Origin of the sequence: Shewanella glacialimarina (assembly GCF_020511155.1) — a bacterium.
Classification (GTDB): domain Bacteria; phylum Pseudomonadota; class Gammaproteobacteria; order Enterobacterales; family Shewanellaceae; genus Shewanella; species Shewanella glacialimarina.
Map to the genome: position 1 here is coordinate 1182262 of NZ_CP041216.1, position 13530 is coordinate 1195791.

Consider the following 13530-nt stretch of genomic DNA (forward strand, 5'->3'; position numbering starts at 1 on the left):
CGCTAAATCCGCGGGTAGAACTCAGTGAATACAGATAAGGCAGTTTAAAGCTAAGCAATAAACAGCATTATCGTCCCGGTTAATATTATCCATACCGCAAAAAATAACTTAAGTTTCACAACTGAAAAAAACAGTGCGACCCGTTTGGCTAGCAATCCGCCGATTAATGCCCCTGGCCCAGCAAAAAGTAACACCTCAAAATTGGCTAATGAGTCTGACCCTAAGGTGATAGGTGTTGCCGACCAAACAGTGAGTGCACTGACTACAACCCCTACCGCTATTGACAGTTTGGTGCAATATCCCCGCAGCATTAAGTAAATTACCGCTATCTCTCCAACGCCAACAGATAACCAAGCAGTAATAATGCCACCGATAAAGCCTATGCAACATAATAAGACACAGTCGAATAAAGGTTTGGCCTCAAACTGAGTCGCGATGCCATTGTTCGTTTTTTTTAGGCTGTTTATAATGATAATGCTGCCTAAAATGATTGAAAATAGGCTAAAGCTGATATGTAAAGATGCAGGAGCGTTAATGTGTATTAGTTTACTACACCATAAACCTGCAATAGAGGATATCGAACAACAGATGATCATGGTACTGAAGCCATGCCAGGTTTTGTTATGATGATGTTGTTTTATATAATGATGGCACCAGGTTAATGCACCAGCTGTCATGCCAAAGCATTGGATCAGAAATGAGGTTGATATCGCTTCTTCGGGACTAAATCCTAATGCAGAAAATGCTGGAATAAATATTACACCTCCTCCCGCTCCTGTCGCATTCGCAAATATAGCTCCACATATTCCTAGCAGTGTAAAAACACTATGACTATTCAATAGCTGTGAAATATTGGGTGTGTGCCAAGCCCATAACACCCAAGAGCTAAATAAGGTAATTGTAATAATTAAACTCGTAAGTGGAATTTTGGTAATTAGACGATTCATTGGCATATAAAAAAGTGCAGCGTAAAGGAAAGAGGATTAATCCTATCAGTGTGTAGATAACATGTCATCGTACTATGTTAACAATCTGTTGTAGTATTGGAGGTGTGGCATGGTTAATGTAACTAGCTGATTCTTAATTGGTTAGTGTTTTTTTAATATTGAGTTAATAAAATTGTGTCAAAAAGATGTAGATCTCTCGTCATTTTTTAGGTAACTTAAGCAATGACAGCGTTGTCATTGCTTGTAGGTAACGTTGTTATTTAAGGTCAACATGAATAGGAAGAGGTCTCCAATTCATGAGTGATAATGATTTCTCGGTCGGGCGAGGTATCATTTTCCATTTTAATATACTTTTAGTCTCTCCCCAGAAACGAGTATAGGCTGGGAACATGTCTTAACTGATTTATGTCCCAGCTTTTTTTTTCCTTAAATTTAACATTGAACATTTATCAAGCACTCATTTTACAATGTGGTGTGCTGAATCAAACCAGCAGGATACTATTTTATAGGCAGCAGCCTAACCTCAGTATTTATTGGTTATGATATCAATCGGCCACACTAAATAAGCCCTAATAAAAACAAAATTTATAACGAGGACGCTATGAAAACGACTTGGGCGCTCAGTGCCATCATGATGTCATTAAGTTTGACTGCATGCTCTCCATCACAATCGACTGTATCAACTTCAGCAACAGCCACCTGGCAGCAAAGTCATCTTGCTGAATTTGCAGATGAACTGATGGTTAAATATCGTTTAGTCTCCAATTTACCAGAAGAAGCATGCCCAGCAGATGCTAAAGCAGATGAGCGTTGTTTTATTGCTGAGATTGATTTCACTAGTCCAAAAGATATGCTGAACGGTGATTGGGAAATCTATTTTAGCCAAATGCGCCCTGTACAATCTGTGCTGAACGATGAGTTTGATATTGAGCGTGTTAAAGGCGATCTTCACCGTTTAACGCCAACCGACAAATTTACTGGTTTTAAAGCAGGACAGGTAAAAACAGTACGTTTTCGTGGCGAGTTATGGCAATTATCAGAAACTGACGCTATGCCTAGTTACTATATCGTTGCTAAAGATGCTAAAGGTATTGAGCTAGCACCACAGATCATTAGCAGTACGCGTGTTGAAATTGATGCTGACACGGGCATGGAAGTTAGGCCATACGTCGAAGCATTTGTTGATGCTAAAAGACAATATCAGCGTAGCGATAAAGATAAATTGGTTTGGGCAAAACCCGCTGTGTTATTTGAACAGAATAAATCCGTATCTTTAGCACCTGCATTAATCGCTAATTCTTTATTACCCACACCTCAAACACAAGTCCTGCTAGATAACGTCAGAGCGGTATCTTTATCTCAAGGGATCACCTTAGACACTCAAAGTGCCACTGATGCAAAGTTGAATGTTGATGGCATTCAAGCGGCTTTAGCCCGCCTAGAACGCATTGGCGTGCCACAATCAGAAAATGGCGTGAAAGTCTCATTTACAACGTTATCGCCAGTTGATAACCTAAACACGGGCTCATATCAGCTAACGGTTGCTGATTCGGGGATTGTGATTAAGGCTAACGAACCGAGTGGATTTAGCTATGGTATTGCGTCAATAACCTCGCTAGTTAATTTAAACGATCTAACCATAAATGCGATGAAAATTGATGACAGCCCACGTTATCAATACCGTGGTATGCATGTGGATGTGTCGCGCAATTTTCACAGTAAACAATTCTTGTTAGATCTGCTTGATCAAATGGCCGCCTATAAACTTAACAAACTTCATTTGCATATGGGTGATGACGAAGGTTGGCGTTTAGAGATTGATGGCTTACCTGAATTGACGGATATTGGCAGCAAACGATGCCATGATGTAACCGAATCAAGTTGTATTTTACCTCAATTAGGCAGTGGACCTTTTGTTGACACCAGAGTGAATGGTTACTACACAAAAGCTGATTATATTGACATTCTTCAGTATGCGAATGCGCGCCAAATTCAGGTGATTCCGTCAATGGATATGCCTGGCCATTCACGCGCCGCGATTAAATCAATGGATGCTCGATACCGTAACCTTATGGCCAAGGGCGATGAGCAAGCCGCAAAAGAGTTCGTTCTCACAGATCCTAATGATACCACCCAGTATTCGTCAGTACAGTATTATGACGACAACACGCTGAACGTGTGTATGGAATCGACTTATCATTTTGTCGATAAAATTATTACCGAAATAGCAGCCCTGCACACTCAAGCGGGTCAGCCTTTAACAACTTACCATATTGGCGCAGATGAGACCGCGGGCGCCTGGTTAGAATCACCTATTTGTCATGATTTTATTGCCAATAACCAATACGGCGTGACAGATATCAAGCTAGTGGGTCCTTACTTTATTGAGCGCGTAGCGAATATGTTAGCTGAAAAAGGTATTCAGCCAGCAGGTTGGAGCGATGGTATGAGCCATACTAATCCAGCGAATATGCCGTCTAACTCGCAAAGTAATGTCTGGGATGTGGTATCTCATAAGGGCTATCAGCGTGCTCATCAGCAAGTTAACAATGGTTGGACAACGATTCTTTCAAATCCAGAAGTGCTTTATTTTGATTTCCCTTATGAAGCGGATCCAAAAGAGCATGGTTATTACTGGGCATCTAGAGGCTTAAATAGCAGACACATATTCAGTTTCATGCCAGGTAATTTACCTGCCAATGCTGAACAGTGGTTAGATATTGAAGGTAACCCATTTGAGGCTGATGATCGTCCTCAAGTAGATGAAAATGGAAAGCAAACCAGTGGCCCTATTGTTGCCGGAAAAGCCTTTGATGGTATTCAGGGACAGTTATGGAGCGAAACATTACGTAGCGATCAAACTGTTGAATATATGATTTACCCAAGATTGTTAATGCTGGCAGAAAGAGCGTGGAACAAACCTGAATGGGAAGTTCCGTATCAACATGATGGCGCGTTATATAACCAATCTACTCGGCACTTTAGTGCACAAATGAGACAGCAGCAGGCGACTGAATGGCAAAAAATGGCTAATCATTTGGGCCACAAAGAATTAGCTAAACTTGATAAAGCAGGTATTGAATATCGAGTGCCTACAGTAGGTGCAATTATTGATGACAAAGGCGTATTAACGGCAAATATTGCTTTCCCTGGTCTACAAATTGAATATAAAGAGCAAGGTAAAGCGTGGCAGTCTTATCTTAGCCCTGTAGCGGTTAAAGGCCCGGTTGAAGTTCGTGCGATTACACCTGACGGTAAGCGAAAAGGGCGCACTCTAGTTGTGAATTAGTTGTTGTCTTGTTCACTTAAAAAGTCGCTGGCAATGACATTGTTGGCGACTTTTTTATTTTAGAAAGCCAAGTTTATATCTCTCTATTATCCATCTATCATATTGTTTTTAAATGATTAAGTTTTAAATTCCATTTGGTGTGATATTTTTACGCAAAAAACAAATGACAACGCTGTCATTTTAAGTGTAACATAGCCTTAACTTATTCATTGGCTCGAATACAATCAAAAAAATAGTAGCCATAAACTGAATACCGAGAGGGAAGTCATGGGTGAAAATCAGCTTAGCAATTCGCAGCTTTACATTGGCATCGATGGCGGTGGCAGTAAATGTCGCGCAACCATTTATACTGAAGATTATAAGCTATTAGGCACTGGTGTCTCAGGCCGGGCTAATCCATTACATGGCTTAGATCAAACTTTTCAATCAATAATAGAGTCAACCCAGCTTGCTTTAGCCAATGCAGGTTTACCCGTTGAAGCCTGTAGCCAACTTGTAGCGGGTCTAGGTCTTGCTGGCGTCAATGTAGGTCATTTCTACGATCAAATTTCAAATTGGCAACATCCATTTAAATGCATGTATTTAACAACCGATCTGCATACTGCTTGTATTGGCGCACACAATGGTGCCGACGGCGCCGTGATTATTACCGGTACAGGCTCATGCGGATATGCCCATGTCGGCCATCAGAGCATCGGCTTAGGTGGACATGGTTTTGCCCTTGGTGATAAAGGCAGTGGCGCATGGCTGGGCTTAAAAGCAGCTGAGCATGTGTTACTCGCCCTTGATGGATTTGCAACCAACACTCAGCTTACACAAAAGTTACTGACTCACTTCAATGTTTCAGAGGCTATCGGTCTGGTTGAAAATCTTGCGGGTAAGTCATCGAGTGTCTACGCCCAATTAGCCCGGTTAGTGATAGAAAGTGCCCATGACGGTGATGACGTTGCTACGGCTATCGTTAAAGAGGGAGCCAGTTATATCAGTGAGCTTGCCCGAAGACTTTTCACTATTAATCCTAGCAGATTCTCAATGATTGGTGGATTAGCAGAACCCTTATTGCCTTGGCTAGATGACGATGTAGCGGATAAGGTTTCCCCTGCGCTTTCTCCTCCTGAATTTGGCGCGTGTTTATTTGCTCAAAAACAATTTAAAACCCAGTCGGTAGCTTAATACAAATAACTTGATTTAACCGTTTGAAGACACGTAATTAAATCAAGTTTTTTAAATAAGTTACTGGTTATGACATAACAATTTTGTATAAAGGTTTATTATGACAACTAATACCATCATGGAACAAGAAGCCCGCACAGCCCCTCAAAAAATAGCTGAGCAGTTAAAAGCGAATGAAAGCATTACTACATTACTGGGTGAAAAGTTACGAGAATTTAAACCAAAGTTTGTCATGATAGTTGGCCGAGGCTCATCTGATCATGCAGGGGTGTTTGCTAAATATTTATTTGAAATTGAAGCTGGCATTCCAACATTTGCAGCAGCACCATCTGTGGCAAGCGTTTATGGTAAAACGTTACAACTTGAAGGCGGTTTAGTGATTGTTATTTCACAATCTGGCCGTAGCCCTGATATTCTTGCCCAAGCAAGAATGGCTAAAAATGCTGGCGCATACTGTGTCGCGTTAGTGAATGATGAAACTGCGCCAATTAAAGATATCGTTGATGTGGTTGTGCCATTGCGCGCAGGTGAAGAGAAAGCCGTTGCGGCCACTAAAAGTTATTTAGCGACCCTTTCTGCCATTTTACAAGTTGCCGCTAAATGGACTCAAAGTGAGTCCTTAGCACAAGCGGTAGACTCTTTACCACAGGCGTTACAGACCGCTGTTGATGCTGAACCACAATTAACCGCAGAGTCATTAGATGGCGTTAAAAACCTTGTCGTACTCGGCCGTGGTTTAGGTTATGCAGTGTCAAAAGAAATAGCATTAAAAATGAAAGAAGTGTGTTCAATACATGCCGAAGCTTTCAGTAGTGCTGAATTTTTACATGGCCCAGTAACCTTAGTTGAAAAGAAACTGGCAATTGTAGATGTGTGTATTAATGATGAATCTTACGCAAGCCATGTAGAGCAAATTGATAACGTTAAGCAACGTGGTGCTGATTTAGTTCATTTGAATCAAACGGCAGCAGATATTCACCCTCGTGTAGCACCTTTAGCGTTATTACAGCGTTTTTACATTGATGTAGCAGCTGTTGCTATTGCTCGCGGTATTAATCCAGACCAACCTGCTGGCTTAAAGAAAGTAACACAAACACTGTAATATCTTTAATAAAACTAAAATAAAACGAGAGCATTATGAAACAAATCCTGATTGTTGAGCGATTATTCGATGGAGAAGATTTTCATCAAAATATGGCGGTCACTATCGAAGCAGGCTGTATTATCGCAGTTCAATCTGCTGAAGCTATAGACATTGATATTGATCCTAATACCATCTCTAAGCTAGCGGGTACGCTAACGCCAGGGTTTGTTGATGTTCAAGTTAATGGCGGTGGCGGGGCATTATTTAATGCCCAGCCCAATGTTGAATGCATTGAAACAATTGGCCGCGCCCATGCAAGGTTTGGGACCACAGGTTTTCTACCGACTTTAATCACTGATGATGTTGAAGTGATGGCAAAAGCGGCTGATGCCGTTGCGCTTGCTATTAAGCAAAATAAAGCGGGTGTATTAGGTGTTCACTTTGAAGGGCCGCATTTGAGCATCCCTAAAAAAGGCGTTCATTCGCAGCAGTATATCCGCAATATCAGTGATGCAGAGCTGGCTATATTTAGCCGCCAAGATCTGGGTATTAAAGTGGTTACCTTAGCGCCTGAAAACGTTTCAACCCAAGTGATTAAAAGTCTAGTTAAAGCTGGCGTCAGAGTATGTCTTGGCCATTCAAATGCAGATTATGACACGGTTGTTGCAGCACTTAATGCTGGCGCTACTGGCTTTACTCATTTATTCAATGCCATGTCAGCTTTAGGTTCACGTGAACCGGGTATGGTTGGCGCAGCACTTGAAAGCCAGGATGCCTGGTGTGGTCTTATTGTAGATGGGCATCATGTACACAGTGCTGCAGCCAGAATCGCAATTAATGCCAAACCACGCGGCAAAATGATGTTAGTCACTGATGCTATGCCACCAGTTGGCATGAGTGAAGATGCAAGTTTTGAATTATTTGGCATAAAAGTAGTACGTCAAGGCGATCGACTTAATGCCACAACAGGCGAGCTGGCGGGTTGTGTGTTAGATATGGTTGGTGCAGTGAATAACAGTGTCAGCATGCTGGGCTTATCTCATGGTGAAGCATTGCGCATGGCATCATTATATCCGGCCCAGTTCCTTGGTTTCGAATGCGGCCCAGGCTCAACAAGTAACTTAGGTTCATCAAATAGCTTAGGCTTTATTAAACCTGGGTATCGAGCTGATTTGGTATTACTTAATCAAAAAAATCAGGTCAGTCGAACTTACATTGGTGGCAAAATTGTTTTTGCCCAGTAATCGATTTATTCGTTCAGTTTCAGCTTCTCGATAATAATAACAATAGAGGCCAGTATGTCTGTTAAGCCCGCTACTATAATAAATAGTGAACAAACTAAGCCAGATAAACCAAGACTAAAGTCCCTTGATGCTTTACGTGGCTTTGATATGTTTTGGATTATAGGTGGCGAAGGCTTATTTGCCGCCATGTTTGCATTAACCGGTTGGGCGGGGTGGCAGTTAGCTGCGGGTCAAATGCAACATAGTCAATGGCATGGTTTTACCCTGTATGATTTAATTTTTCCGCTATTTATTTTCTTATCAGGTGTGGCACTAGGCTTATCGCCTAAGCGATTAGATAAGCTTCCTTATAATTTACGAATGCCTTTATATCGACATGCGGTCAAGCGTTTAGCGTTGTTGATTTCTCTTGGGGTACTTTACAACCATGGTTGGGGAGCGGGTATCCCTTCAGATCCTGAACAAATTCGGTTTTCTAGTGTATTGGCGCGTATTGGATTCGCCTGGTTTTTAGCGGCATTTTTAGTTTGGCATACTTCATTACGAACTCAAATTTTTACCGCTGTAGGTATACTCGTTTTCTACTCATTACTATTATGTTTTATGCCTTTTCCTGGTGGTCAAGCAGGTGTTTTCACTATGGATGGCAGCATCAATGCTTATATCGATGGCTTGCTTCGCCCAGGTATTGCTTATCAGCATAGGGCACTCGATCCTGAAGGTGTGTTATCAACCTTGCCAGCTGTCGTCAATGCGTTAGTAGGTGTGTTTGTTGGGCAATTTATTGTTAGACCGCATGATAAAGGCGATTGGGCAAAAGTTGGGGTTATGGCGCTTTCTGGGTTGGTGTTGTTAGCTTTAGGCTGGTTGCTAAACCCCCTAATTCCGGTCAATAAAGACTTATGGACCCCTAGCTTTGTATTGGTTACCTCTGGCTGGAGTTTACTCTTTTTAGCGTTATTTTATGCCACTATCGATGTGCTGAAATGGCAGAAGTGGTCGTTTGTATTTGTCGTGATAGGTACCAATGCAATTATTATTTACCTTGGTTCAAGTTTAATTGATTGGCAGTACATTACTCGCAGTGTGTTTGGTGGCGTTATTCAAGCATTTCCTTCAGCAAGCCGGCCGCTTGTTGGTGTGGTGGGTTTTATCACTGTGCAGTGGTTAATTTTATGGTGGATGTATCGTCGTAATATATTTATTCGAATTTAAATTAAAGGCAGGTCTAGCTGCTACTAGTTATAAATGACAGCGTTGTCTTGGTGGTTAAAGTGTTCTATTATCGAACAAGATAGTCTATATGTGACTCAATCCATATCTAGATTATTCAAACTACAAAGGCCCTATAAATAAAAATAATGAGCAGGTTTATGGAAATGACAACAACAGAACAACAATCTAAAAGCAGCTTTGTCCCTATGGCAATTGTCGCAGTGCTGTTTTTTATTCTTGGCTTTGCCACATGGTTGAATGGCTCTTTGATGCCATATCTTAAACAAATTTTGCAACTGACTCCCTTTCAAGCTTCGCTGATATTATTCTCATTTTATATTGCGGTAACGTTCACCGCATTACCTTCTGCCTGGGTGATCCGTAAAGTGGGCTATAAGAATGGTATGGCTTTGGGTATGGGCATCATGATGCTTGCCGGATTATTGTTTATTCCTGCTGCGCAAACGCAAATTTTTGTATTGTTTTTACTTGCGCAGTTAGTTATGGGAACGGGGCAAACGTTACTGCAAACCGCGGTAAATCCTTATGTTGTGCGTTTAGGGCCTGAAGAGTCGGCTGCTGCTCGCGTCAGTGTGATGGGTATTTTGAATAAAGGCGCGGGCGTGATTGCGCCAATGGTATTCACAGCATTAATATTAGACAGTTTTAAAGATCGTGTTGGTACTGAACTAAGCCAAATTCAAATTGATGAGATGGCTAATAGCTTGATTTATCCTTATTTAGGCATGGCTATATTCATTGGTATTTTAGCTATAGCAGTTAAGAAATCGCCACTGCCTGAGCTTGAAAAAGATGAGCAAGAACAAGGTTCTGAAAAAGGTCAAATCAAACAAGCTTTGGCCCATCCTAATTTAGCATTAGGTGTTGTTGCTTTATTTGTCTATGTTGCCGTTGAAGTGATTGCTGGTGATACTATTGGTACCTTTGCATTAACTCTTGGCGTTGAAAATTATGGAGTAATGACCTCATATACTATGCTGTGTATGGTGTTCGGTTACACTTTAGGTATCATTTGTATCCCACGGTTTATTTCACAGCCTAACGCATTAATGGTCAGTGCTATTTTGGGATTAGTGTTAACCGCTGGAATCGTATTTGGTGACAGTCAGTCCTATGCTATTGCCGATGTGTTATTGGTCCCGTTTGGCGGAGCTCAGCTTCCCGATACCTTACTGATGATCGCCTTTTTAGGTTTAGCTAATGCTATTGTTTGGCCTGCTGTATGGCCATTGGCATTGTCAGGTATGGGTAAGTTAACCAGTACGGGTTCTGCCTTATTAATTATGGGTATTGCTGGCGGCGCCTTTGGGCCACTATTTTGGGGTTTAACCAGTTCTGCAACCTCACTAGGTATGCAGGGCGGTTATATGGTGATGTTCCCATGTTACTTATTCATTCTATTCTATGCTGTTAAAGGCTATAAAATGCAAAGCTGGAAATAGCTTTTCATTATTAAGCCTTGTTAACAATAAAAAAGAGAGCGTTAGCTCTCTTTTTTATGCCTGTTAAAGTATGTTAAGTAGATTCACTTTTTTGGAATGGCAATTTATTCGTTTTTCATGCTTAACTCAACTTTCATCAGTTCTTTAATAACATCCGGCATCTCTAATTTCGCAACTTGATGGCCATACGCTTCTATAACCTCAGTGATTGGCACCATACCATCTGGCCCCACAAATGTAATTTTAGTGATTCCTACGGCTGTTATTTTGCCATTCCTTTCAAATTTGTGTTCAGTCCAAACCCACTCATCATCCCAATAAATTATTTTTGATTTCAGTACATACTTCTGAAAAATTTTAAGCGGATAGCGGTAACGGATGGTGGCAACTCTAGAGACAGGTACCCATTTGTTTTTCAGAAATGCATTCAGCAGACCGGCTTGAAGAATAATGTTTATTCGACCAAGATCCATAATCGGTAAATATCTATCGCTGCTCATCCGTTTGATATCCACATCGTTGATAAAAACGCGAAAGTGCAGTGTGTTTTCATCCATAACCCCAATAACACGTTTGAAATAATGAATTAATATCAAAAACAAAAATCGAAACCTTAAAATCATCGTATTTCCTTATGAAATCTTGTACGGCTCTTATGTAGTGTCATTTTTACTGAGTTAGTGAGAGTTCATTGTTAAGGATTATAGAATACTCTAGCGCAAACGAGCTAAATGTTAGCTTTTATAGACTTGATGTATGCAGATTAGATTTACACCATTATTGCACCCCATGCCAACGATGACGGCATATGCTTGCACTTAAGTATGCCTTTTGGCCGTTATTATTGATGATACGGTTTGGTATCCCCTAAGACTGACAGAGGAATTTCTTAACCCATGTATTTCGATGCTTCCTCCATATTTTCCCAGAGCTGAATCCGATAGGACAGGAATGAAAATGGTTACGCCCGGGTTGTCTGGCAAATCACTGTTGTTATGGCTATACGATATTGTTGAGCAATGCTTAAAAACATGGAATATGTTTATTGAACCACAACCAAACTTGATTAAGTTATGTTTTCGAGAATGGATTACTTTGGCCAATCAATTAATGGAATGAGTAATAATGAATATGAACAAAAATCGTAGATACAAAAAAACCACTCATTGAGTGGTTTTTTTGTTTATATGGTGCCGGCACCAAGAGTCGAACTCGGGACCTACTGATTACAAGTCAGTTGCTCTACCAGCTGAGCTATGCCGGCTAAATTGTGGTGCCCGAACCCGGAATCGAACCAGGGACACGAGGATTTTCAATCCTCTGCTCTACCGACTGAGCTATTCGGGCAACTAAACTAAGTGTTTAGTTATCTACTTCAAACTCAACAATCTTACTTAGTAAGGCCTGTCTCGTCTGGAGTGCGCACATAATATAGTGATGGTTTTTATCGTGCAAGTGGTTTTTAAAAGTTTTTACTCGTTCGGTTAGTTTGTGCGCAAGATGGTGGTTTTTTAAATACTATTATGGATTTTTAAAGCAAACATGAGCTTAAGTGAGTATTTAGATAGAGTTATTAGCTGGTATTTAGCGAGTAAATATCAATTTTTTACAATGGTTCTATTTATTAGAACGATTTCAACAATTTTTAGAGGTTTTATTTCAATAAATAGTAAGTAAACTGTTTAGATTAGTTTTAGTCGCAGTTACTGAGTAAAAAAACAAGGACCTGTTAATGTTAAACAATACTCCGACTCGATATGGGTTGCTTAATATCTTAGTTCACTGGATATCCGCTATTGCTGTTATAGGATTATTTGGCCTAGGTTTTTGGATGGTAGAGTTAACCTATTACAGTAGTTGGTATAAGACCGCACCAGATATTCATAAAAGTGTCGGGGTTATATTATTATTTTTAACTCTTATCAGAGTTTTTTGGCGAGCAACAACCGTAAAACCTAACGCAATCTCAACCCATAAAACCTGGGAGAAAAGCAGCGCTCATTTAGCACATAAATTACTTTATGTGCTGATGATAGCCATTATGGTATCAGGAATATTAATTTCGACCGCTGATGGACGTGGAATATGGGTATTTAACTGGTTTGAGTTACCCGGTGTCGGTGAGCTATTTACCGACCAGGCTGACTTAGCCGGATTGTTCCATCAATATGCTGCATATAGCTTAATTACTCTGGTGATAGTCCATGCAGTGGGTGCGTTAAAACATCACTTTATTGATAAAGATTCAACCTTAACCCGTATGTTATGGGTTAAGCATAAATAATCACCAAATCATTTATACAAAGGAAGGATTAACATGAAAAAACATCTAATAGCAGCATTAATGAGCACGGCAATGCTAACGCCTATGTTTGCCACAAGTACTGCCAATGCAGCTGATTACGTTATCGATACCCAAGGTGCCCATGCTTTTATTCAATTTAAAGTAAGCCACTTAGGTTATAGCTTTGTGATGGGGCGCTTTAATGATTTTTCTGGTGATTTTAGCTTCGATAGTAAGGATGTGAGCAAAGGTAACATTAAGGTTAACATCAATACCACTAGCGTTGATTCAAATCATGCCGAGCGTGATAAGCATTTACGTAGCGCCGATTTTTTAAATACCGATAAATTCCCTCAGGCCAGTTTTAAATCAACGTCGGTAGAAGATAAAGGCGAGGGTAAGTTTGTTGTTAATGGCGACTTTACCTTTAACGGCGTGACTAAGCCTATAGCGATTGATGCGGTGATGATTGGCGAAGGTAACGACCCATGGGGCGGATACCGTGCAGGTTTTACCGGAACAACCAGCTTTAAAATGAAAGATTACGGTATAAAAATGGATCTGGGTCCTGCATCTGCCAATGTCGAGCTTGAATTAGTTGTTGAAGGCATTAAGAAGTAATATTTAAATCATAATGGCTTAGTAGCCTAAGTGATTGAATCAAGTGTGATCGAATATAGAAACGGCCAGTAATTATTTTACTGGCCGTTTCTATGTCTGGGATATTGTCTATTTGACCAATTTAATAGAACCAACATTTTTCCGCATTGATTTTTCTCATTGAGCAAATGATGGTTTAACGTTACTCATTGAATAAATTAATTACTTGAG

The 13530-nt window shown here is 40.5% G+C and carries 11 protein-coding genes and 2 tRNA genes; 9 read left to right on the top strand and 4 right to left on the bottom strand.

All coding sequences use genetic code 11. From position 1 onward, the window contains the following. Positions 1 to 50: 50 nt before the first annotated feature. Positions 51 to 953, bottom strand: coding sequence for a sulfite exporter TauE/SafE family protein (locus FJ709_RS05110; protein WP_226414047.1), 903 nt, complete (start codon positions 951 to 953; stop codon positions 51 to 53). A 595-nt stretch (positions 954 to 1548) separates the two neighbouring features. Between FJ709_RS05110 and FJ709_RS05115 the strand changes: the two genes are divergently transcribed. The 6 genes from FJ709_RS05115 (at position 1549) to nagP (ending at position 10415) form a co-directional block, all read left to right on the top strand. Then, positions 1549 to 4236: a family 20 glycosylhydrolase gene (locus FJ709_RS05115; RefSeq protein WP_226414049.1), complete on the top strand. Its 2688-nt coding sequence runs from the start codon at positions 1549 to 1551 to the stop codon at positions 4234 to 4236. Between the two features lie 267 nt (positions 4237 to 4503). Next, positions 4504 to 5409, top strand: a complete 906-nt coding sequence (gene nagK / locus FJ709_RS05120; RefSeq protein WP_226414051.1) for an N-acetylglucosamine kinase — start codon at positions 4504 to 4506, stop codon at positions 5407 to 5409. A 100-nt stretch (positions 5410 to 5509) separates the two neighbouring features. Continuing rightward, positions 5510 to 6511, top strand: coding sequence for a glucosamine-6-phosphate deaminase NagB-II (gene nagB-II / locus FJ709_RS05125; protein ID WP_226414053.1), 1002 nt, complete (start codon positions 5510 to 5512; stop codon positions 6509 to 6511). 35 nt (positions 6512 to 6546) lie between these two features. Continuing rightward, the gene (nagA, locus tag FJ709_RS05130; RefSeq protein WP_226414055.1) at positions 6547 to 7737 is read left to right on the top strand and encodes an N-acetylglucosamine-6-phosphate deacetylase; all 1191 of its coding nucleotides are present in this window, start codon (positions 6547 to 6549) and stop codon (positions 7735 to 7737) included. Positions 7738 to 7791: 54 nt separating this feature from the next. Next, positions 7792 to 8952, top strand: a complete 1161-nt coding sequence (gene nagX, locus FJ709_RS05135; protein ID WP_226414057.1) for a transmembrane glucosamine N-acetyltransferase NagX — start codon at positions 7792 to 7794, stop codon at positions 8950 to 8952. A gap of 158 nt (positions 8953 to 9110) precedes the next feature. Next, positions 9111 to 10415 (top strand): N-acetylglucosamine MFS transporter NagP, encoded by a 1305-nt coding sequence (nagP, locus tag FJ709_RS05140; protein ID WP_404830015.1) that lies wholly within the window; start codon positions 9111 to 9113, stop codon positions 10413 to 10415. A gap of 104 nt (positions 10416 to 10519) precedes the next feature. Here the strand turns inward: nagP and FJ709_RS05145 are convergent, their stop codons facing one another. After that, positions 10520 to 11038 carry a thioesterase family protein gene (locus tag FJ709_RS05145; RefSeq protein WP_226414065.1) on the bottom strand — a complete coding sequence of 173 codons (519 nt, stop codon included), beginning with the start codon at positions 11036 to 11038 and terminating at the stop codon, positions 10520 to 10522. Between the two features lie 328 nt (positions 11039 to 11366). On the opposite strand from FJ709_RS05145, the gene FJ709_RS05150 reads away from it, so the two are divergent. Continuing rightward, the gene (locus FJ709_RS05150) at positions 11367 to 11534 is read left to right on the top strand and encodes a hypothetical protein (protein WP_226414067.1); all 168 of its coding nucleotides are present in this window, start codon (positions 11367 to 11369) and stop codon (positions 11532 to 11534) included. Between the two features lie 69 nt (positions 11535 to 11603). Here FJ709_RS05150 and FJ709_RS05155 read toward each other — a convergent pair. Together FJ709_RS05155 and FJ709_RS05160 are read right to left on the bottom strand one after the other, a co-directional pair. Continuing rightward, positions 11604 to 11679 (bottom strand) — tRNA-Thr (locus FJ709_RS05155). Positions 11680 to 11686: 7 nt separating this feature from the next. After that, a tRNA-Phe gene (locus FJ709_RS05160) sits at positions 11687 to 11762 on the bottom strand. A gap of 385 nt (positions 11763 to 12147) precedes the next feature. On the opposite strand from FJ709_RS05160, the gene FJ709_RS05165 reads away from it, so the two are divergent. Beyond that, a complete protein-coding gene (locus FJ709_RS05165) occupies positions 12148 to 12699 on the top strand; it encodes a cytochrome b (RefSeq protein WP_226414069.1) in 552 nt (183 codons plus the stop codon). A gap of 33 nt (positions 12700 to 12732) precedes the next feature. Beyond that, positions 12733 to 13320: a YceI family protein gene (locus FJ709_RS05170; protein ID WP_226414071.1), complete on the top strand. Its 588-nt coding sequence runs from the start codon at positions 12733 to 12735 to the stop codon at positions 13318 to 13320. The last annotated feature ends 210 nt before the right edge of the window (positions 13321 to 13530 follow it).

Excerpts from the sequence above, each read along its gene's own strand:
- FJ709_RS05110 (WP_226414047.1), bottom strand. The coding sequence starts at position 953 with ATGCCAATGAATCGTCTAATTACCAAAATTCCACTTACGAGTTTAATT.
- FJ709_RS05115 (WP_226414049.1), top strand. The coding sequence starts at position 1,549 with ATGAAAACGACTTGGGCGCTCAGTGCCATCATGATGTCATTAAGTTTG.
- nagK (WP_226414051.1), top strand. The coding sequence starts at position 4,504 with ATGGGTGAAAATCAGCTTAGCAATTCGCAGCTTTACATTGGCATCGAT.
- nagB-II (WP_226414053.1), top strand. The coding sequence starts at position 5,510 with ATGACAACTAATACCATCATGGAACAAGAAGCCCGCACAGCCCCTCAA.
- nagA (WP_226414055.1), top strand. The coding sequence starts at position 6,547 with ATGAAACAAATCCTGATTGTTGAGCGATTATTCGATGGAGAAGATTTT.
- nagX (WP_226414057.1), top strand. The coding sequence starts at position 7,792 with ATGTCTGTTAAGCCCGCTACTATAATAAATAGTGAACAAACTAAGCCA.
- nagP (WP_404830015.1), top strand. The coding sequence starts at position 9,111 with ATGGAAATGACAACAACAGAACAACAATCTAAAAGCAGCTTTGTCCCT.
- FJ709_RS05145 (WP_226414065.1), bottom strand. The coding sequence starts at position 11,038 with ATGATTTTAAGGTTTCGATTTTTGTTTTTGATATTAATTCATTATTTC.
- FJ709_RS05150 (WP_226414067.1), top strand. The coding sequence starts at position 11,367 with ATGAAAATGGTTACGCCCGGGTTGTCTGGCAAATCACTGTTGTTATGG.
- FJ709_RS05165 (WP_226414069.1), top strand. The coding sequence starts at position 12,148 with ATGTTAAACAATACTCCGACTCGATATGGGTTGCTTAATATCTTAGTT.
- FJ709_RS05170 (WP_226414071.1), top strand. The coding sequence starts at position 12,733 with ATGAAAAAACATCTAATAGCAGCATTAATGAGCACGGCAATGCTAACG.